General features: G+C 47.1%; 15 protein-coding genes and 1 pseudogene. 11 read left to right on the top strand and 5 right to left on the bottom strand.

Annotated features, from left to right (window positions below):
• Positions 1-34: 34 nt before the first annotated feature.
• Complete coding sequence (locus DESYODRAFT_RS17215) at positions 35-640, top strand: poly-gamma-glutamate hydrolase family protein (RefSeq protein ID WP_007785027.1); 606 nt, start codon at positions 35-37, stop codon at positions 638-640.
• 201 nt (positions 641-841) lie between these two features.
• Here DESYODRAFT_RS17215 and DESYODRAFT_RS17210 read toward each other — a convergent pair whose 3' ends face one another.
• From DESYODRAFT_RS17210 to DESYODRAFT_RS17200, 3 genes are read right to left on the bottom strand one after another with little or no spacing between them, the layout of a single operon-like run.
• A complete protein-coding gene (locus DESYODRAFT_RS17210) occupies positions 842-1,954 on the bottom strand; it encodes an ABC transporter substrate-binding protein (RefSeq protein WP_007785025.1) in 1,113 nt (370 codons plus the stop codon).
• Positions 1,955-1,986: 32 nt separating this feature from the next.
• Entirely contained in the window at positions 1,987-2,793 is an 807-nt protein-coding gene (locus DESYODRAFT_RS17205; RefSeq protein WP_007785024.1) for an ABC transporter ATP-binding protein, read from the bottom strand.
• Positions 2,790-3,803, bottom strand: a complete 1,014-nt coding sequence (locus DESYODRAFT_RS17200) for a FecCD family ABC transporter permease (protein ID WP_007785023.1) — start codon at positions 3,801-3,803, stop codon at positions 2,790-2,792. The genes DESYODRAFT_RS17205 and DESYODRAFT_RS17200 overlap by 4 nt, the downstream gene beginning before the upstream one ends.
• A 300-nt stretch (positions 3,804-4,103) precedes the next feature.
• Here DESYODRAFT_RS17200 and DESYODRAFT_RS17195 point away from each other — a divergent pair, with 300 nt between their 5' ends.
• The 6 genes and pseudogenes from DESYODRAFT_RS17195 to DESYODRAFT_RS17170 all read left to right on the top strand — a co-directional run.
• Complete coding sequence (locus tag DESYODRAFT_RS17195; protein WP_007785020.1) at positions 4,104-4,796, top strand: GTP-binding protein; 693 nt, start codon at positions 4,104-4,106, stop codon at positions 4,794-4,796.
• Entirely contained in the window at positions 4,793-5,827 is a 1,035-nt protein-coding gene (locus DESYODRAFT_RS17190; RefSeq protein WP_007785019.1) for an ATP-binding cassette domain-containing protein, read from the top strand. The genes DESYODRAFT_RS17195 and DESYODRAFT_RS17190 overlap by 4 nt, the downstream gene beginning before the upstream one ends.
• A gap of 167 nt (positions 5,828-5,994) precedes the next feature.
• Positions 5,995-6,774, top strand: coding sequence for a DUF364 domain-containing protein (locus DESYODRAFT_RS17185; RefSeq protein WP_007785017.1), 780 nt, complete (start codon positions 5,995-5,997; stop codon positions 6,772-6,774).
• On the top strand, positions 6,764-7,462 hold the full coding sequence (locus DESYODRAFT_RS17180) for a class I SAM-dependent methyltransferase (RefSeq protein WP_007785016.1): 699 nt from the start codon (positions 6,764-6,766) through the stop codon (positions 7,460-7,462). The genes DESYODRAFT_RS17185 and DESYODRAFT_RS17180 overlap by 11 nt, the downstream gene beginning before the upstream one ends.
• A gap of 3 nt (positions 7,463-7,465) precedes the next feature.
• Positions 7,466-8,005 (top strand): nucleoside-triphosphatase, encoded by a 540-nt coding sequence (locus DESYODRAFT_RS17175; RefSeq protein ID WP_007785015.1) that lies wholly within the window; start codon positions 7,466-7,468, stop codon positions 8,003-8,005.
• Between the two features lie 49 nt (positions 8,006-8,054).
• Positions 8,055-8,204 (top strand): annotated as a pseudogene (locus DESYODRAFT_RS17170) (DNA polymerase ligase N-terminal domain-containing protein); the annotation flags it as partial.
• A gap of 310 nt (positions 8,205-8,514) precedes the next feature.
• Here DESYODRAFT_RS17170 and DESYODRAFT_RS17165 read toward each other — a convergent pair.
• Positions 8,515-8,895, bottom strand: coding sequence for a PBECR3 domain-containing polyvalent protein (locus tag DESYODRAFT_RS17165; RefSeq protein WP_007785012.1), 381 nt, complete (start codon positions 8,893-8,895; stop codon positions 8,515-8,517).
• A 297-nt stretch (positions 8,896-9,192) separates the two neighbouring features.
• Here DESYODRAFT_RS17165 and ligD point away from each other — a divergent pair, with 297 nt between their 5' ends.
• From ligD to DESYODRAFT_RS17145, 4 genes are all read left to right on the top strand, one after another.
• Positions 9,193-11,625 carry a DNA ligase D gene (ligD, locus tag DESYODRAFT_RS17160; protein WP_007785010.1) on the top strand — a complete coding sequence of 811 codons (2,433 nt, stop codon included), beginning with the start codon at positions 9,193-9,195 and terminating at the stop codon, positions 11,623-11,625.
• A 130-nt stretch (positions 11,626-11,755) separates the two neighbouring features.
• Positions 11,756-12,496 carry a hypothetical protein gene (locus DESYODRAFT_RS17155; protein WP_007785008.1) on the top strand — a complete coding sequence of 247 codons (741 nt, stop codon included), beginning with the start codon at positions 11,756-11,758 and terminating at the stop codon, positions 12,494-12,496.
• Between the two features lie 289 nt (positions 12,497-12,785).
• Complete coding sequence (locus DESYODRAFT_RS17150) at positions 12,786-14,267, top strand: MDR family MFS transporter (RefSeq protein WP_007785007.1); 1,482 nt, start codon at positions 12,786-12,788, stop codon at positions 14,265-14,267.
• Positions 14,263-15,018, top strand: coding sequence for an N-acetyltransferase (locus DESYODRAFT_RS17145; protein WP_042339825.1), 756 nt, complete (start codon positions 14,263-14,265; stop codon positions 15,016-15,018). Before DESYODRAFT_RS17150 ends, DESYODRAFT_RS17145 begins: the two co-directional genes overlap by 5 nt.
• Before the next feature lie 286 nt (positions 15,019-15,304).
• Here the strand turns inward: DESYODRAFT_RS17145 and mgtA are convergent, their stop codons facing one another.
• Entirely contained in the window at positions 15,305-17,959 is a 2,655-nt protein-coding gene (gene mgtA, locus DESYODRAFT_RS17140; protein WP_207636347.1) for a magnesium-translocating P-type ATPase, read from the bottom strand.
• Positions 17,960-18,110 lie beyond the last annotated feature (151 nt).

Here is an 18,110-nt window from a genome sequence, read left to right as displayed (position 1 = left end):
GACTAGGGACCAACAAGTTTTAGGAGGACTATAAATGCCTGATACCTATTTGAATTTTCAGGAGTTGAACTTGCATGAGCAAGAAGGACGGGATTATCAGATAAAAACCAGCGATAATTGGCATTCAGTCTTGATCATTGCTCCCCATGGCGGGAACATTGAACCCTATACATCTGAAATTGCACAATGGATAGCAGGGGATGATTTCGCGTGGTATGCTTTTGAAGGCATTAAGGATGCAGGTGTTCGGAAACTTCACATTACAAGTCATAACTTTGATGAACCTTCGCTGCTAAAAGGTTTGCGGCGAGCCCAAATAGTGTTGACTATTCACGGCTTAAAAAATTCTATTGACGAATTCATAATGATTGGCGGCTTAGATTTAACATTAGGTAACGAATTGCGAATTGCACTTCAACGCAGCAGTTTTCAGGTAAAAGAAAGTGAGCAAAAATATAGTGGTGTACGAGCCACTAATATATGTAACAGAGGATGTACCGGTAAAGGTGTACAATTAGAAATTAGTTTTGCCTTGAGAAAAAGAATCGTCCAAGATACGGAATGCAGAATTCGGTTTATTGATACGATCAAATCAATGATTAAAACCTGGGAACAAAGTACAAAAGTGGCCAAGTGCTAAGCACTTGGCCATTCGATTTAGGGAAGGGGGTAACGCAACCATCAACTTAAGAAGAGATTAAGAGTAAAGGCATCTCAAACTGTTATTATTGCATGCGGGCAATTGCTCAGGTTGCCGGTGATGTCTCTATTTTTGTGATGCTGTGGTTATGGAACGATAACGTTTTTATAAAACGAACTTTGCCTTTCATAGCCGGAGGGCTTATTTTGCAGCCAAAATCGAATTGGCCACCAAAGCCTTGTATTGAGCCTCCGTCAATTTGGAGTGATAGAATAACTCATAATAACGGGCCGCTTCTTTATAGAGATCATATTGGGCTTGTTCGGGATAGAGCAGCTGAGTAATCCAAATCATGCCCATATAGCGGTTGACTGAGGGAGGAAAGCCCATCCAGTTATAAGGTCCAAGGGGCACTTCGTAATACTTGCCATTCTGGATTGCCTTTAATGTCTGCCAGGACTTTTCCTGGGCAACAGTGCTGTAAATGCTGTCGGGAGCAAAGATGATCACATCCGGGTTCCACAGGATGATCTGTTCCAGATCCACCGGATTTCCTGTCCCTTTGCTGGAAATATCGTTTACCACTGCCACATTGTTGCTGATCTGATCAAGGATCTCGGCGTGGAATGAGTCTTTGGCCAGGACATTAAGTCCTTTGTCACCCAAACAATAGATGAGATTGGCTTTGCCGTCTTCCCCGACCTTTTTCATAATATCAGCGGTATTTTTCTTGATTTCTTCGCAGTACTGAGCAAGAACTTCGGCTTCTTTCTCCCTGCCCAGCAGCTTGCCCAGCATCCGGTAAGCATCGCCCATGGTTTCTGTAGTTGCGGTGATATGGACGGCGGGAATGCCCACCTGTTTCGTGAGAGCATCCATATCTTTCACGATGGTGGATTTGGGATCCCCCACGTCGATAATAACCTGAGGATTAACCTTGGCGATTTCCTCAAGATTCAGATCCTCGCTTCCGTACAGCTGGCCCAGAACGGGAAGATTGTAGTATTGAGTATCAAGATAGGGCTCGGCTGCCGGGGCCCATTTCCCGGAAAGCCCGACAAACATATCCGGGGCTAAGGCAAAAAGGACGATTTGAGCCATAGAGCCGGAAGGGACAACGCGGGTAATATTCTTAGGGATCTCAACGACCCGCCCGGCTGAATCCGTAAAAATGACCGTTGCTTTATCAGCCTCAGCGTCATTGACGGGCGCGGAGGCTGGCTGGCTGGGCCCGCCGGTGAGTTTGCCGCAGGCGGTTGTCATGGTCAGGGTCAGACAAACAGCCAGAAGCATTGCGACAAGTTTCTTTTTCATGGGAAGTCCTCCTTAATCTTCACTTTTTTAGGTTAAGAGCAAAACCGCTGCTGATCATCCTCTGCGATAATGCTCTTGGGAATACAGACTCTGGCTTTGTCTTCGTAGAGGCTCTGCAGCTCAACTTCTATTCCGTAGAGCCGCTGAATCAGCTCCTGGGTAAACACCTGGCAGGGGGGGCCCAGAGCCAGAATCCTGCCATCCTTCATCGCCATGACTCTGTCCGAAAATAAAAAGGTCTGATCCGGATTATGAGTGGATTGGATAATGGTATACCCTTCTTTAGTCAAGGATTTTATCTGAGTGAGGACCCGGATTTGGTTGCCGAAGTCCAGATTGGCAGTAGGTTCATCCAGGATCAGAATTCTGGCTTCCTGGACCAAGGCCCGGGCCATTAAAACCAGCTGCCGTTCTCCACCGCTGATCCGGGTGTAGCCCCGCTCCTTTAAATGAGCGATGCCAAGGCGTTCCAAGGCAGACTCCGCAAGTTTGCGCTGCTTGCTGCCGGGGCTGGAAATAGCGGATACCTGAACGGTGGTGCCCATGAGAACCATATCCAGGACCGTATAGTTAAAGGAAGGATAGTGGGATTGGGGGATATAGGCAATGACCTTGGCCATTTCCTTGATTCCAAAACTGCGAAGATCAATGCCGTTCAAAAGGGCTTGCCCTTGATACTTGCTAAGCAACCCGAGGATACAACGAAACAGGGTGCTTTTTCCTGTACCATTCGGCCCCAGGATAGATAATAATTCCTTGTCCCTGGCAACAAAGCTGATCCCATCGAGAATAAGCCGGTCCCCGTAGCTGAAACTTAGATTGGCAACTTCAATACTCAAAAGCTTTCCCCCTTTCGGGTAATCAAATAGATGAAAAAGGGCGCCCCGATAAAAGCAGTGAGTATTCCCAGAGGAATTTCGGTTGTAAAGAGATTTCTTGAGAAATTATCCACAAGCAAGAGGAAGATGGCGCCGAATAACATGGTGGCCGGCATAAGATGGTTAAAATTGTTTCCCACCAGCTTTCTGGCCAAATGAGGGATGACCAGGCCTACCCAGCCGATTACGCCGCTTACGGATACGCTGGCTGCCGTGACAAAGGTGGCGCAGATGATAATCAACAGGCGGATTTTCCGGGCATTGACGCCTATGGTCCTGGCATCATCGTCCCCTAAAGTGAGAACATTCAGCCGCCAGCGCAAGAGAAGCAAAGGGATAAGCCCCAGACTCATGGGGATTATGGAGAATAAAACATCCCTGAACTTTGCCCCTGCCAGGCTTCCCATCAGCCAATAGGTGATGGCGGGAAGCTGATCGGTAGGATCAGCCACCAATTTGATAAAGGATGTACCTGCGGAGAAGAGTGAACTGATCATGATCCCCGACAGAACTAAAGCCAGAATGGTTTTTCCTCTGGTACGCTGACTGATCAGATACACTAAAGCCACCGTCAAAAGTGAGAAGAAAAAGGCGCTAAGGGTAATAAGGGTGCTGTTGCCGTAACAGAGGATCGCCAAAGCAGCTCCAAAGGCAGCTCCCTGAGAGGCGCCCAAGACATCCGGAGCCGCCATAGGGTTTTGAAAAACCCCTTGATAGGCTGCGCCCGCAGCGGACAGACAGCAGCCTACCAGGCAGGCTAAAAGGATGCGCGGCAGCCTGATGTTGAGCAAAACAATTTCAACTTGTTCGGGCCAAAATTTCTCTATGGGGTAAAATTTCGAAAGCAGGATTCCCAGGAGTTCCTGGACAGGGATAGGGTAGCGGCCAAGCCGAATGGAGATGATGATTGAGAAAATAAGCAGAATGCCCAGACTCAAGACCACTACGTTATTCCGATTTAGTTTCCCCATATGTTTACCGCCTTCTCAAAAATCTGTTCTAAAAATGCACATGCAAAAGTAACATGCAGGGATTGGGTCCTTATAGAAGAAAGACGGCTGAAGATAAGGGATCGTCTGATTTGTTAAAAATTATACAAGGGGAGGAAAACTTTGTCAACCAACATAAGTAAATATAAACAAAAATAAACAAATAAAAACAAATATAAATAAACTGGACATGGGGCTGATAAATGTATAAATTAAATATAATGAATAACGACATAATAAAAACAAACATAACTAAATTGACGGAAACGGCAGGAGGTTGTTATGAAGCTGATCACAGTTGCGGGTCCGCCTTCTTCAGGCAAGACATCCGTCATACTTAAGCTGATCCAATGTATGAACCGTGCCCGAGGCAGCATCGGGGTGGTGAAATTTGACTGCCTGACTTCCTTTGACAATCTCAGCTATGAAGAGGCAGGAGTCCCTGTGCAAACCGGGTTTTCCGGAAAGGTATGTCCGGATCATTATTTCGTAAGCAATATTGAAGATGCGGTACAATGGGGAGTCCAGTCTGGTTTTGAGCTTCTCATTACGGAGAGCGCAGGTCTTTGCAACCGCTGTTCCCCTTATATTCAAAGGATTCCGGCGGTCTGTGTGATTGATAATTTGTCCGGAGTCAATACTCCCCGCAAAATCGGTCCAATGCTCAAATATGCGGATATTGTGGTTGTGACCAAAGGGGATATTGTTTCTCAGGCAGAACGGGAGGTCTTTGCCTTCAATATCCGGCAGGTGAATTCAGGGGCTAAGGTGATTTTTGTCAATGGGATAACCGGGCAGGGGGCCTTTATTCTGGCGAAATATCTGCAGGAGGCCGGAGAGATCCGGAGTCTCAGGGATATGAAGCTGCGCTTCACCACCCCTGCCGCCATCTGCTCTTATTGCACCGGGGAAATTAAAATCGGAACCCCTTATCAGATGGGAATGATGAAGAAGATGGAGTTTAAAGAAGTATGACGGCACAAGATTTTATGACCCTCCTCGACAGTAAATCCCTGCAGGAGGTTTTGCAGGAATACCCCATCGGCCGGGACTTCCTGGCGAATTTCCGGCTGAATAATTTAGCGAAAGAGCTGACTTTCTCCCAGGCCTTGCTGGAGGTGGACGACGAAGTCCTGGCTGAATTCGGCTTGGACCGGTTTGGGGCCTTACAGGATTTTTGTGTATTTCTTGAGCAGTTTACCCCCAAAGAGAATGTGCTGGAAGGGGTAAAGTCCCTGACAATCATCGGCGGCTGGAATAAAGCCAAGGCACCGGAAACGGTCAGTCTTACCATCTCAGCCGGGGAAATCATCAGCATTGTGGGGCCCACCGGCTCAGGGAAAAGCCGGCTGCTTAATGACATCGAGTGCCTGGCCCAGGGAGATACCCTCACCGGCCGGAGAATCCTGGTCAATGGGGCCGAACTGGAGGATCTTCAGCGCTTCGAGATGGAAGGGAAGCTGGTGGCCCAGCTTTCCCAGAATATGAATTTCGTCATGGACCTGACGGTTCGTGAATTTCTGGAAATGCATGCCAAATGCCGGCTTACTCCCAATGTCAGGGAAGTGGTGGAAATCTGTTTTCAGTGTGCCAATCAGCTGGCCGGGGAAAAATTCTCCGAAGATACGTTGGTAACCCAGCTCAGCGGAGGCCAATCCCGGGCCCTGATGATCGCGGACACCGCTTATATGAGTGACTCTCCCATTATCTTGATCGACGAGATTGAAAATGCCGGAATCAACCGGCGGCAGGCCATTGCTCTGCTGGCCAAACGGGAAAAGATCATTTTTGTTTCCACCCATGACCCGCTTTTGGCCCTGAGCGCTCATAAGCGGATCATTATTAAAAACGGGGGGATCGCCAAGGTCATCGAGATTTCCGATGAGGAAAAGGAGAGTTTGGGAATCATTGAAAATCTCGATAATACCATGCAAAAGCTGCGCAATGCTCTGCGGGCCGGGGAAGTAATCTATAAGAAGGATCTCAGCGAGTCACCTGGGGCGTGATTTTTCTGAGTAACTTAGTAAGTGGCTGAATCAATTTCATAATGACTTAAACCGCATTTACAAAGCTATATAGAGGAACTTTCAGAGAGACGCCATTATATAGTAGCCGTCCCATGCCGCTGACGCAGCACCAGAGGATGAAAAATATTGATAAAGGAGGTAAACAGATGTGGGAGTTATATGACGCCTTAATCCGAGGGATACCCGAAGATTATCGGGTGGATGAGCTGGTTTGCGGGTACCACTATACCTATGTCCGCAGCGGAGAAGGTTCCGGGGTGGCTGCGGGACGGCCTTATGATCAGCGGATGCCCATGTTCAACAAAAATCTCTTGGGATCGCCCCTGCGTGAGGTGGCGGCCTGTGTAAAATCATGGAACCTGATGGAGGCCGCTCTGGGTGCTGCAGCCCTGAACGCTTACTATAACAATCCTCAGGTGGCCAGAGCCAAGGGTGTGGAATTTTCCGATGCCAGACGCGTGGAAGACCGGCGCTATGATCCCTTTATCATGTCTCAGAATGAAGTCAAAGGAAAAAGGGTTGTGGTGGTTGGCCATTTTCCTTACCTGGAGAATCTTCTTGAACCGGTCTGCGACTTTTCCATCATTGAATGGGAGCCCTTAGCCGGGGACTACCCGATGCCGGCCTGTGAATACCTGCTTCCCGAAGCGGATTATGCCTACCTTACCTGCACAGCCCTGGTAGACAAGACTCTGCCCCGGCTTCTGGAACTGACGAGAAAGGCTGCCCGGGTCAGCCTGGTGGGGCCTGGGACCCCTTTAGCCTCGGAGCTGTTTGATTATGGGATTGATGAGCTGTCCGGATTTATCATTAAAGACAATGCTCAAGCCTTCAGAGTGGCCGCCGGGGCAGAACAGGTGAAGATCTTCAGGGCGGGGCAAAAGGTGGCTTTCAAAGCGGAAAGGCAGCAGGATCATGAATTTTGAATGGAATTCCCAAACCATCCGCTGGTATGAGGAGGCCAACGCCTATTCAGGGTTTTTCGGGAAGGTGGCGGGACTGATTGCTCCTATGCTGCAAGGTTATTCCACTCTCTGCGACATCGGCTGCGGCCTGGGTCTCTTGGATCTGGAGCTCAGCTCAAGCATCGGCAGCATCACCTGTCTGGATATTAACCCGAATGCGCTGGCGGCTTTACAGAAAAATATAGAGGCCAGGCAGATTGGCAACCTTGAGCCTCGCCTTATGGACTGCCGGGACTTGGAGGGGGAGTGGGATGTCATCTGTATTAGTTTTTTCGGCAGCAGAGAGATTGAAAATTTCCTCCCATACTGCCGTGAGCTGATTGCTGTGGTGGGGAAACAGCAGCAATCAGAGCTGTACCCGGAAAAATACCGGAAATTTTCTAAGAATACCGCTGAAAAGGTTGAGGAGGTTCTCAAGGAGAAAGGGATGGACTATGTTCTCAGGGAAGCCGCCTTTGAATTTGGTCAGCCCTTTCATTCCCAGGCTGATGCTGAAGATTTTGTCAGGACCCATTGCCCGGCAATCAGTCCCGAGGACTTGAGCAGTTTTCTGGAGGAGTCCCTCAAAGCAACCGGGGACTCTCAGTTACCCTGGGTCATTCCCCGCTTGAAATCCTTTGGGGTGTTCGAGATTAAAGGGGGTCTGTGAGGAGTGCATATTTTTCTGACCGGCGAAATCCAGATCGGCAAAAGCACAGTCATTAACAAGACCTTGGATTTATTAAAGATTACCCCTCAGGGTTTTCGGACTTACTTCGGACCTGACCGGGCTAATTCGGATAGGCTGCTTTACCTGAATTCTGCAGCTCAGCCCCAGACGTTTAATGAAGCAAAGGCTGTTGTGCGTTTTCGGGCAGGGCGTCCGCCGGAGGTTATAATCGAAAGGTTCGACAGGTATGGGGCCCAGCTGATTCGTGGGGCCAGGGCTGACTTGGATTCGCCCTTGATTTTAATGGATGAATGCGGCAGTCTGGAGAGCAGAGCTCTGGTATTTCAGCAGGAGATTTTGGCTGCCCTGGATGGTGCCAAGCCCATACTCGGTGTCATTAAGCTGGCCAGCAGCGGCTGGACGGACCAAATCAGAGAGCACGCCAAGGTGGCTCTGCTTACCGTAACCCGGGAAAACAGAGATCGGCTGCCCCGGCTGTTGGCTGATTCGCTCAGTAATTTTATAGAGCGTTCTGAATTATAGGGCATGAATCCAAGCCAGGGGAGGGGATTCATGTCCTATGGCTTTGTGGAGGGTAGAGGAGCATCCCCTGGAATACAGGAACTTTGAGGGGACGATTCCCAAAGGGGAATACGGCGGTGGTGTGGTCATGCTCTGGGATGAAGGCCGCTGGGAACCCTCCGGAGATGTGGCTGAAGGACTCCGTGCAGGGATGCTGAAGAGTCCAAAGGGCATAATCGTAGTTTCTGAAGATGCTCACGTACTCTAATCTTGTTTTAATAACGGTTTGGATATAGATATGTAGGTCTGTTTTGTTCTTCGTGTTAATTTTGGGAATGAGAAAAGACCCCTTCAAGAGAGGTCTTTTAAAAACATGCTAAGGATTATCGGATGGGCGGTGTATCCATCATCTCAGGTACTCTTTCGAGTGTGTCGGGAACCATTTCCGACCTCGATAATCCTATACAATCATTGTATTCACTTCCTATAATTATAATACATCAGTTGATGTATATCGTCAATATTGATATTTAGTAGTCAGTGATTTTTATAATTCTTCCACTATATAGTCTTCTGTTGAGTTTGGATTTTTGAATTTCATGCATTGTAGAAACATATAAATAATTTTTATCAGGGTCTAATTTTATTCCTATCAATATATTTTTATTGAACACTTTTATTAATTCAATGGTAAAGCCCTGCTCATTAGGATTAATTCCAATATAATCAGGATTATTAATAATAGCAGGAATATCATCTATATGTTTTAAGCAATTAAAGTGACTTCTCCTTATTAAATGTGCTAGTAAACCTTTTGAACGATATATCTTTTTCAATGGGATATTTGATCCTATTATATTATTTAACTCTTGATAAAACACTCCAACTTCAATGAGTTTTTCTTCATCCAAGATAACTCCCCCATTCCACCAACTTAATTTTCGACAGAAGAGAGGAAAATCCTTCATAACATGGAAATATTAATTATTGGCAAGACATTCCGCAAAAGGTGAGCTTTTCCGCCTTGCTGCTAAAGATAGTCTAACTACAGATATGTAATTTTGAAAAGCGGATATCGGATACATATAATTCAATTGGAAACAATAAGCCCAGAATTGTTTTTACTAAAGTCAAAGTGACCGGTCTCATGGAGGCCCTCAAAGCCGGCATCGAAAAGGCCAAAAAAGAGAAAGAACCGGAGTAATTTTATGACCGCAAAACTCAACGAGTACAACCAGAAAAGAAACTTTGCCAGAACCTTAGAACCGGAAGGCATAACAGAAATAGCCGAAGCGGATCTAAGGTTTGTCGTCCAGCACCATATAGCCCGCAGAGATCACTACGATTTCCGCCTGGAATGGGATGGGGCTCTCTTGAGCTGGGCAGTGCCCAAGGGCCCTTCCTATAATACCCGGGACAAGAGGCTCGCCATACAGGTAGAAGAGCATCCCCTGGAATACAGGAACTTTGAGGGGACGATTCCCAAAGGGGAATACGGCGGCGGTGTGGTCATGCTCTGGGATGAAGGCTGCTGGGAACCCTCTGGGGATGTGGCTGAGGGACTCCGTGCAGGGATGCTGAAGTTTGTTCTGAAAGGAGGACGGCTTAAGGGAAAGTGGGCTCTGGTGCGCTTGAAAAGAAAAGCGGGGGAGAAGCAGGAAAACTGGCTGTTGCTTAAAGAAAAAGATGAGTATACTAAAACTGACGATGGGATTTCCGGGTTTAACACCAGCATCAGAACCGGACGCACTATGAGGGAAATTGAAGAAGGGGAAGACGAAAAGATCGTGCGGAACCCCTTCAGCAGTACGCTTGTGCAGCTGGCTAAACTAGTCCATAGGGTTCCTGTGGGTGAGGATTGGCTCTATGAGCTGAAATACGACGGCTACAGGATACTGGCGTATCTTGAAGGCAACAGCGTCCGGCTGGTTACCAGGAACGGCCATGATTATACAACGCGGTTTCCGGATGTGGCCTCTTCCCTCAGGGATTGGGCTGAGGGAAGGGCGATGATTCTGGACGGCGAAATGGCCATCACGAACCCAGCGGGCAAGACGGATTTTCAGGCTCTCCAGAACTATATGAGAAACCCCCAGGCTCAAAACCTGACTTATATCCTCTTTGATCTTCTGGCCCTGGATGGAGCGGACCTCCGGGGACACCGTCTGATTGACAGGAAAGAGACCCTGGCAGCCTTGATGCAGGATGCTCCCAAAAATCTCCATTACAGCCGGCATATCAGAGGAAAAGGCAAGGAAAGTTTCGTTGCGGCCTGCAAGGCGGGCCTGGAAGGGATCATTGGTAAAAAAGCCGATTCCGTCTACAGCGGAACAAGAAACGCCGACTGGATCAAACTTAAATGCGATCAAAGGCAGGAATTTGTGATCGGAGGCTATACCCTTTCCCATAAAAAGACCGGCGGAGTAAGTTCCCTGCTCCTGGGTGTCTATGAAAGCGGGGAATTAGTCTATGCCGGCCGGGCCGGTACCGGCCTGAAGGAAGCCGACATGAAAGAGCTGGAGAAAAAATTTGCGGGTTTAAAGAGAACGGAGCCCCCTTTCCAACTCGCGCCCAAGCCCAGGTCCAATGAAAAGATCACCTGGCTTGAACCTGAATTAGTGGCGGAAATTAAATTTGCTGAGTGGACCGAAGATAATCTGCTAAGGCAGGCGAGCTTCAAAGGCCTGCGGAGGGATAAAAATCCTAAGGATATAAAAAGGGAAAAAGCGGACGATGAAATATCGTCCGCTAAAGAAGCGGGGAGACCTATGAAAGCCGACGCCAACAGCCTCATTATCGAAGGAATCAAGATCAGCAACCCGGACAAGGTGATCTTTGCCGACCCTGAAGTCACCAAGGGGGATGTGATCCGGTATTACGCTCAGGTAGCGGAGCGCATGCTGCCCTATGTGAGCCACAGGGTCCTCAGCATTGTGCGCTGTCCCAAAGGCATCTCCCAGACCTGTTTCTATAAGAAACATCCCGGTCCGGGCAGCCAGGGAATTGTCACAATTCCTGTTTCCTCCAGTAACGGAGAAACGGATGACTACTTCTATATTGAGAACTCAACCGGTCTGATTGCCGAAGCGCAAATGGGCACCCTGGAATTTCATATCTGGGGAAGCCGGGTAGATGAGCTGGAAAAGCCTGATCTGATGGTCTTTGATCTGGACCCGGATGAGGGAATGGATCTGAGCAGGGTGCGCCAGGGTGTGCGGGATATGAAGAATATTCTCAGCGAACTTTCCCTGAATTCCTATCTCAAAACCAGCGGCGGTAAAGGGTACCATGTGGTCGTCCCTTTAAAACCGGCTGTCTCATGGGATGGGTTTTACGATTTTGCCAAGCGCGTTGCCCAAGTGATGGAGCAGAAGTGGCCTGACCGCTACACAAGCAATGTAAGAAAGGCCAAGCGCACCAATAAGATCTTTATCGACTGGATTCGCAACGGCAGAGGCGCTACCAGCATTGCCCCTTATTCTGTCAGAGCGCGAAAAGGGGCCGGGGTGTCCATGCCCATTGGGTGGGATGAATTGGACACAGTGGCACCCGACGGCGTCAATATGGCAGAAGCGTTCCGGAGGATCGGCGGCAATGATCCTTGGCAAGGGTTTTTCCGGAATCATCAGCAGCTTAAATGAGCAGGTTCGTCCTTACGGTTTATTGACTCTCAAAAGGCTTTTTCTGCTTAGGGTTTTTATACAAATTTTCTAGGCTGTTCGTAGTTACCTTATAATTTAGAAGTTGCCTTATAATAAGGAGGTGAATCGATTGAATCGTTTGATAACTGTTTTGAAAAGTGCAATGTTCAGAAATGGCATGATTTGTTTTATTGCGTTGGTTCTAATTTTCTCAAGCATGAGATTACTTGCTGTTAATGTCCATGCTGAAAGACAAAATCCAGTTGATTCTCATGCAATATACAAAGATTACTTCTATAATCATTACCAGGATAATAGCTGCTCCGTAATATTCTCTGACTTAACCCATGATGGCAATGACGAAATGATTATACTGCAAATGCTGGAGGAAGACTCAACGCCTAAAAACATTCGCGATCCTGCCGTTACTGCTGAAGACTTTAAGGCCGCTGAACTCATAGTTTTACGGGCAAAACCTGATAACCGGATAAGTGAATTATCGAAAACCTATATTGCTTCTCAGCATAGCAATTGGGGACAAATCTATTTATATAAAGATAACGCCAACTATAACAGGGCTTATTTATTGAATTTCAATCCATATACCATGGGAGGTTCTTCCCACTATAGCTACAGCTTATATTATTTTTCTGAAAAAGGGAAACCGGTTATTTTCGATGAAAATAAGGTCAGCTTCGTTGCCGGCGAGAAGGATCGTGCTGGAAACAGGGAGAAGATCATGGGTTTTGAGCAGAGCGTGCAGGAATATATTAAAGTGTCAAAGCCACTCATTGTGTACGCTGAGGATGAAAACGGAAAAACCGTCTTTGATTATTTTGATAATGCACCAGAAAGTGCTTTTACAGAATAAAAGTTAATGGTTCAGCCTGAGAGAATAATGGATGAAAGATTATGGAGAGCTCAAGATGATACAAATATTAATTAATAAAATTTGTAAATTGACTTTTTTAAAAATTTAATGCTATAATGAGTCGAACTCAAGAAGCATGCTAACTTGAGAGAGGTCATCGGAGGGCTTGTAATCGTAATTACAATGCTGGATAAGATGTCGGGTGCGCCCGGTATTTTGTTCGGCATTTTTACGTTCAGGATGGTTTGGCGGAACTTCTTTTTACAAGAAAGGGGAGTACCTTAATAATATGAATTGGAAAAGAACAAATTTAGTTACAGCAATCATGTTGGTCATGTTTTTAGCAGCAGTTGAAGGAACAATTATTACTATGGCAATGCCTACCATTGCCAAGGAATTGCAGGGATTTGAACTGATCAGCCTGGTTTTTTCGGTTTATCTATTGACCTCAGCCATATCGACTCCTATTTACGGTAAGCTGGCAGACTTATATGGCAGGAAATATGTGCTTTCGATCAGTATCCTGCTGTTTTTAGCCGGCAGCTTTTTATGCGGTTTATCTCAGAGTATGGTTATGCTGATCGCTTTTCGCGCTGTTCAAGGGCTGGGCGCCGGCGGTATATTCACAGTCTCCTACACTATCATCGGAGATGAATTCCCGCTGGAGGAACGCTCAAAGATCCAAGGCGGGTTAAGCACGGTGTGGGGAGTCGCGACTCTTGTGGGCCCGTTCCTGGGAGGATTTTTAATTGACTTGCTTTCCTGGCACTGGATATTTTTCATCAATATTCCTTTTGGACTGGTAGCGGTTGTTCTACTGCAAAGATCCCTGCAGGAAACCTTTGAAAAGAAAAAACAGAGCATTGATTATGGGGGAATTATTACTTTATCCTTGGCGGTAATTGCACTTTTGAGTATTTTTATATTTGATCAAAACTCGAATTCCCAGGCTTATCCCCTCTTTGCCGGAACTGCAGTCACAATCGCTATTCTGATGATGCTGCTATTTTACAAAATTGAAAAAAAGGCAAAAGAACCGATTTTACCTTTTGGCATTTTTACCAAAACAAGTACCATCGTGAATCTGTTATCCTTCCTGATTTTCGCCGTATTGATGGGTATTGATGTTTATATACCCTTATACTTACAGAATGTTTTGGGATACCGTCCGACAATATCAGGACTGGCAATGCTGCCGATGTCGGTTTCCTGGCTGATCGTTTCGATCATCCTTGGGAAATTGCTGGTTAAGTATGGCGGAAAAGCTGTAACAGTGACGGCTAATGTCGTTATACTCATAGGCGCATTATTGCTGACCACACTGGGAACCGCTTCTCCGATCCTATTAGTATTAATCTATTGCTTCGTCCTGGGTATAGGTTTTGGCGGAGCGTCGACAGTTTTAACCATCATTATCCAGGATTCTGTCGATTACCACCAAAGAGGAAGTGCGGTTGGCGCCAATTCATTGCTCAGAACCCTGGGACAGACCATTGGCATCAGTGTTTTCGGAAATATCTTCAACTCCCATATCACCGGCTATTTTATCAACCAAGGGATTGAGGGAGTCAACTCAAGCAACCTTTATCAGCCTTCGCCGTCTGATCTTGCCCTTACTTCCGAACAGATAAGCTTAGCCTTGAATAGTTCTATGCATGTTCTGTTTATTGCCTTTGTCATCATCTCCGGCTTATCCTTGATTCTGTCCATGGCAATGCCCGGCAGGAAGGAAAAGGAAGCTAATTGTGGAATTAACCCATTGCAACATTAAAATTATAACTTTAACAAAGGATAATCTTGAGAAAGAGCATATCTGTTGTGCAATTTCAAATAACAAAGACTGTCAAGTCGCATCGAAAAAGCAGTGGCTTTCTAAAAGATTTGCCGATGGACTGGTTTTCAAAAAGTGTGACGTGCGTGGTAAATGTTTTATAGAATATATCCCTGCAGAAAAAGCGTGGTCACCCATTGAAGCTGATGGGTATATGTATATTAACTGTCTTTGGGTGTCCGGACAGTTTAAGGGGCAAGGGAACGCCGGTTTGCTTTTAGATGAATGCATCAGGGACAGCAAGGAAAAGGGTAAAAAAGGATTGGTTGCATTATCATCAAAAAAGAAATTGCCTTTTCTTTCTGATCCTAAGTTTTTAAGATACAAAGGGTTTGTATTAGCTGACACAGCGGAGCCTTCTTATGAGCTTTTATATTTGCCCTTTGAGGGAAATGCACCAAAGCCAGGATTTAAAGACCATGTGAAAACACCAAAAATCAGTGAGCAAGGCTTCGTTTTGTACTATACGAATCAATGTCCTTTTACTGCTAAATATGTTCCGCTTATTGAAAAAGAGGCAAAGCAAAAAGGGGTAGAGTTCAAAAGTATCCATATTGAAACAGCAGAGCAAGCACAAAATGCGCCGGCTCCGTTTACCACGTATAGTCTGTTTTACAAGGGTGAATTTCTAACAAATGAGATATTGTCAGAAAAAAAGTTTGAGAAGATCCTCTTCCTGTTGAATAAATAGTCTTTGCTTCTGCAGAGGCTATTTTTCTGTACTTATCGGTGTCAAAGGCTGCTCTCTTGTGACCTTCTTCGAACCCACGGCGGCGTGGATATTGTCAATGATAAGGAGGGGATTCACCAAATAGGCTCGTACCAAGAATCTTACGCGCGTAAGATTCTTGGTACGAGCCTGGGAGAAGGATCTCGTTGTTGTTGAGCAAACACTGGTTATGAGCATGATAGAAAGTTGAATATTGGCATCTTTTTGACCTGACTTTCCATGACCTTCATGACGTTTGTATTTTGTATTACATCCATTCCCCATACCGACGCACATACACCTTTTTGGCAAGCTGTACGCACAGAAGATATCCGGCCAGAATAATAGCCAGCCACGGGATTAACACGAGCGGCAGGCGATGCATATCAAGACCGATTGCAAAGTCTGTAAAACCGGTTGCAAGCGCGACCACTGCTACAACAAAGGTGGACAAGAAAAGCGGTATGGATGGCGTGCTTTGCAGGAACGGCAATTTAGCCGTGCGAATCATGTGGATAACCAGCACCTGAGATACCGTCCCGAAGACAAACCATCCGCATTGAAACAACGGCGACAGCTCTACCGTATTGGCACCGATAGCCCACCACATAACAGCAAAGCAGACGATATCAAAAACGGAGCTTAGCGGCCCCAAAAACGCCATAAACGACTTAATGGACTGTGTTTCCCATTTGCGCGGCTTTCTGATGTATTCCTTATCCACGCTGTCAAAGGGTATGCCCATTTGAGATAAATCGCACAGCAGGTTTTGCGTCAATATCTGCACCGGCAGCATTGGTAAAAAGGGCAGGAAGATGCTGGCCGCAATAACCGAGATCATGTTGCCAAAATTGCCGCTTGCCGCCATCTTGATATATTTGATGATATTCCCGAAGGTGCGGCGGCCTTCGATGACGCCCTCTTCAAGCACCATCAAATCTTTTTTCAGCAGGATGATGTCGGCGGTCTCTTTGGCAATATCCACGGCGCTGTCCACCGAAATTCCCACATCCGCCTGGCGCAGCGGAGGTGCGTCGTTGATGCCGTCACCCATATAGCCAACCGTATGACCTGCCGTTTGAAAAGCTCTCACCACCCGTTCTTTTTGAGATGGCGACAACTTCGCAAACAAGTCGCAGCTGGTTATCGCATCCAGTAATGCGGCGTCATCCATCTGCTCTATGTCGCGGCCTGTCAACAGACGGGAAGTATTCACACCTACCTTACCGCAAACCTTCACGGCTACGCCTTCGCTGTCTCCGGTGAGTACAACCGTTCGCATGCCGTGTTCACGGAGTGCTGTTATCGCTGCCCTGGCGCTCTCTTTAGGCGGGTCAAGAAAGCCTACAAAGCCGATTAAAACCATATCCCGTTCATCGGCCACACTAAAAGCCCCGCTGCCGGGAACTTCATTTTTCTGCGCTACGGCAATCATCCGCAGTCCGTCGGCATTGTACTTTTCGTAGGTTGCCAAGGCCAGGCGTCTGCTTTCTTCATCCATTGGCATAACGCGTCCGCTCATTTCCACAAAGGAGGAGATGGCGATGATCTCTTCCACCGCGCCTTTGGTAATAAGCTGCCGTTTCCCGCTTTTGTCCGTTAAAACCACGCTCATCCTGCGCCGGGAAAAATCAAAGGGGATTTCATCCACCAGGTTATAAGCGGCCGGCATAGTTTGCAGCCCGTTCTGCACAGCCCGGTTGATAATGGCCAGGTCAATGAGATTTTTGAGGCCTGTTTGGAAATAGCTGTTGAGGTAAGCGTGGCGGAGTATGCGGGTATCATCCTCGCCGTGGAGGTTCATGTACTTTTCCAGTACGATCTTATCCTCAGTCAGCGTTCCGGTTTTATCGGTGCAAAGCACATCCATTTCGCCAAAGGTTTGGATTGCGCCGAGGGTGCGGACAATAACCTTATGCTTTGACATGGAGACCGCGCCTTTGGCCAGTGTTGAGGTCATAATGACGGGCAGCATTTCCGGTGTAAGCCCCACTGCAATACTGATGGCAAAAAGCAGCGCACCCGCCCAGTCACTTTTAGCCAATCCGTTAATCAAAAATACGATGGGAACCATGACTAGCATCATTCGGACCAGAAGGCCGCTGACTGAATCTACACCGCGCTCAAAACTGGTTTTGGCCCTGTCGCCGGACAGGGATTTTGCCATTGATCCGAAATACGTGCTGTTGCCGGTCGCCAGCACCATGGCCGTCGCGCTGCCGCTCACAATATTGGACCCCATGAAACCGATGTTTCCTAAATCCGTCAGTCCGTCATACTGGTTGTTGCGTATGTCGCTGAATTTCTCTACGGGATTGGATTCGCCGGTCAAAGCCGCCTGGGCGACAAAGGTGTCCTTGGTTGTCAGAAAACGTACGTCCGCCGGGAGCATGTCGCCTGCCGAAAGACGGACAATATCCCCGGGAACGATCTCATCCATGGGAATTTCAGTCAGCTTTCCATCCCGCCAGGCATCTGCTTTGTTGGAAATCATTTTTGACAGCTTTTCAGCGGCGGCGTTGGAGCGCTGGCTCTGTATGAAGGCAACCAAGCTGGACAAAAGGACCAGGGATAAAATGATGATAACGGTGAGATAGTCGGGTCTTGACGACGCGACGACATCCGTAAAATACGTGATAATGGCAATAAGAAGCAAAATGAGGTTAAAAGGGTTGACGACTGCTTCCCTCAATCTATGCAGCAGCGTATTTTTATTTCCTACAGTGATTACGTTTTTCCCAAATTCAGCCTGCCTGTTTTCGGCTTCTTCACTTGTGAGACCCGCCTGTGTGGTAGACAGGTGTGAAAAAAGTTCCTCTGCCGTCAGGAAAGCATAGGAGTGGAGCTTTACTTCGGTGTCATGCTTGTTTTTTTGAATCTGCCTGCCCAGGCTTTTTCCGTTCATGAAGTTCACTGGAATCATTCCTTTCTTTCTTGAAATATTCCCCAGTGAAAACACAAAAAGCCAACAAAAAAAGCCGTCCAGATAGACGGCAGTATATGCGCAGGCAAATTAACCCATCAGTACAAATGCACAGTGAACAACAGCCCGCGAAAAACGCAGCCGACTACTT

The sequence above is a fragment of the Desulfosporosinus youngiae DSM 17734 genome (genome assembly GCF_000244895.1).
In the GTDB taxonomy this organism is placed as follows: domain Bacteria; phylum Bacillota; class Desulfitobacteriia; order Desulfitobacteriales; family Desulfitobacteriaceae; genus Desulfosporosinus; species Desulfosporosinus youngiae.
Note: the sequence above shows the minus strand (reverse complement) of the source record. Positions and strands in the feature narration are given on the sequence as shown.

Coding starts and splice junctions, on each gene's coding strand:
- DESYODRAFT_RS17210 (WP_007785025.1), bottom strand. CDS start 1,954: ATGAAAAAGAAACTTGTCGCAATGCTTCTGGCTGTTTGTCTGACCCTG.
- DESYODRAFT_RS17200 (WP_007785023.1), bottom strand. CDS start 3,803: ATGGGGAAACTAAATCGGAATAACGTAGTGGTCTTGAGTCTGGGCATT.
- DESYODRAFT_RS17195 (WP_007785020.1), top strand. CDS start 4,104: ATGAAGCTGATCACAGTTGCGGGTCCGCCTTCTTCAGGCAAGACATCC.
- DESYODRAFT_RS17215 (WP_007785027.1), top strand. CDS start 35: ATGCCTGATACCTATTTGAATTTTCAGGAGTTGAACTTGCATGAGCAA.
- DESYODRAFT_RS17150 (WP_007785007.1), top strand. CDS start 12,786: ATGAATTGGAAAAGAACAAATTTAGTTACAGCAATCATGTTGGTCATG.
- DESYODRAFT_RS17185 (WP_007785017.1), top strand. CDS start 5,995: ATGTGGGAGTTATATGACGCCTTAATCCGAGGGATACCCGAAGATTAT.
- DESYODRAFT_RS17180 (WP_007785016.1), top strand. CDS start 6,764: ATGAATTTTGAATGGAATTCCCAAACCATCCGCTGGTATGAGGAGGCC.
- mgtA (WP_207636347.1), bottom strand. CDS start 17,959: ATGATTCCAGTGAACTTCATGAACGGAAAAAGCCTGGGCAGGCAGATT.
- DESYODRAFT_RS17190 (WP_007785019.1), top strand. CDS start 4,793: ATGACGGCACAAGATTTTATGACCCTCCTCGACAGTAAATCCCTGCAG.
- ligD (WP_007785010.1), top strand. CDS start 9,193: ATGACCGCAAAACTCAACGAGTACAACCAGAAAAGAAACTTTGCCAGA.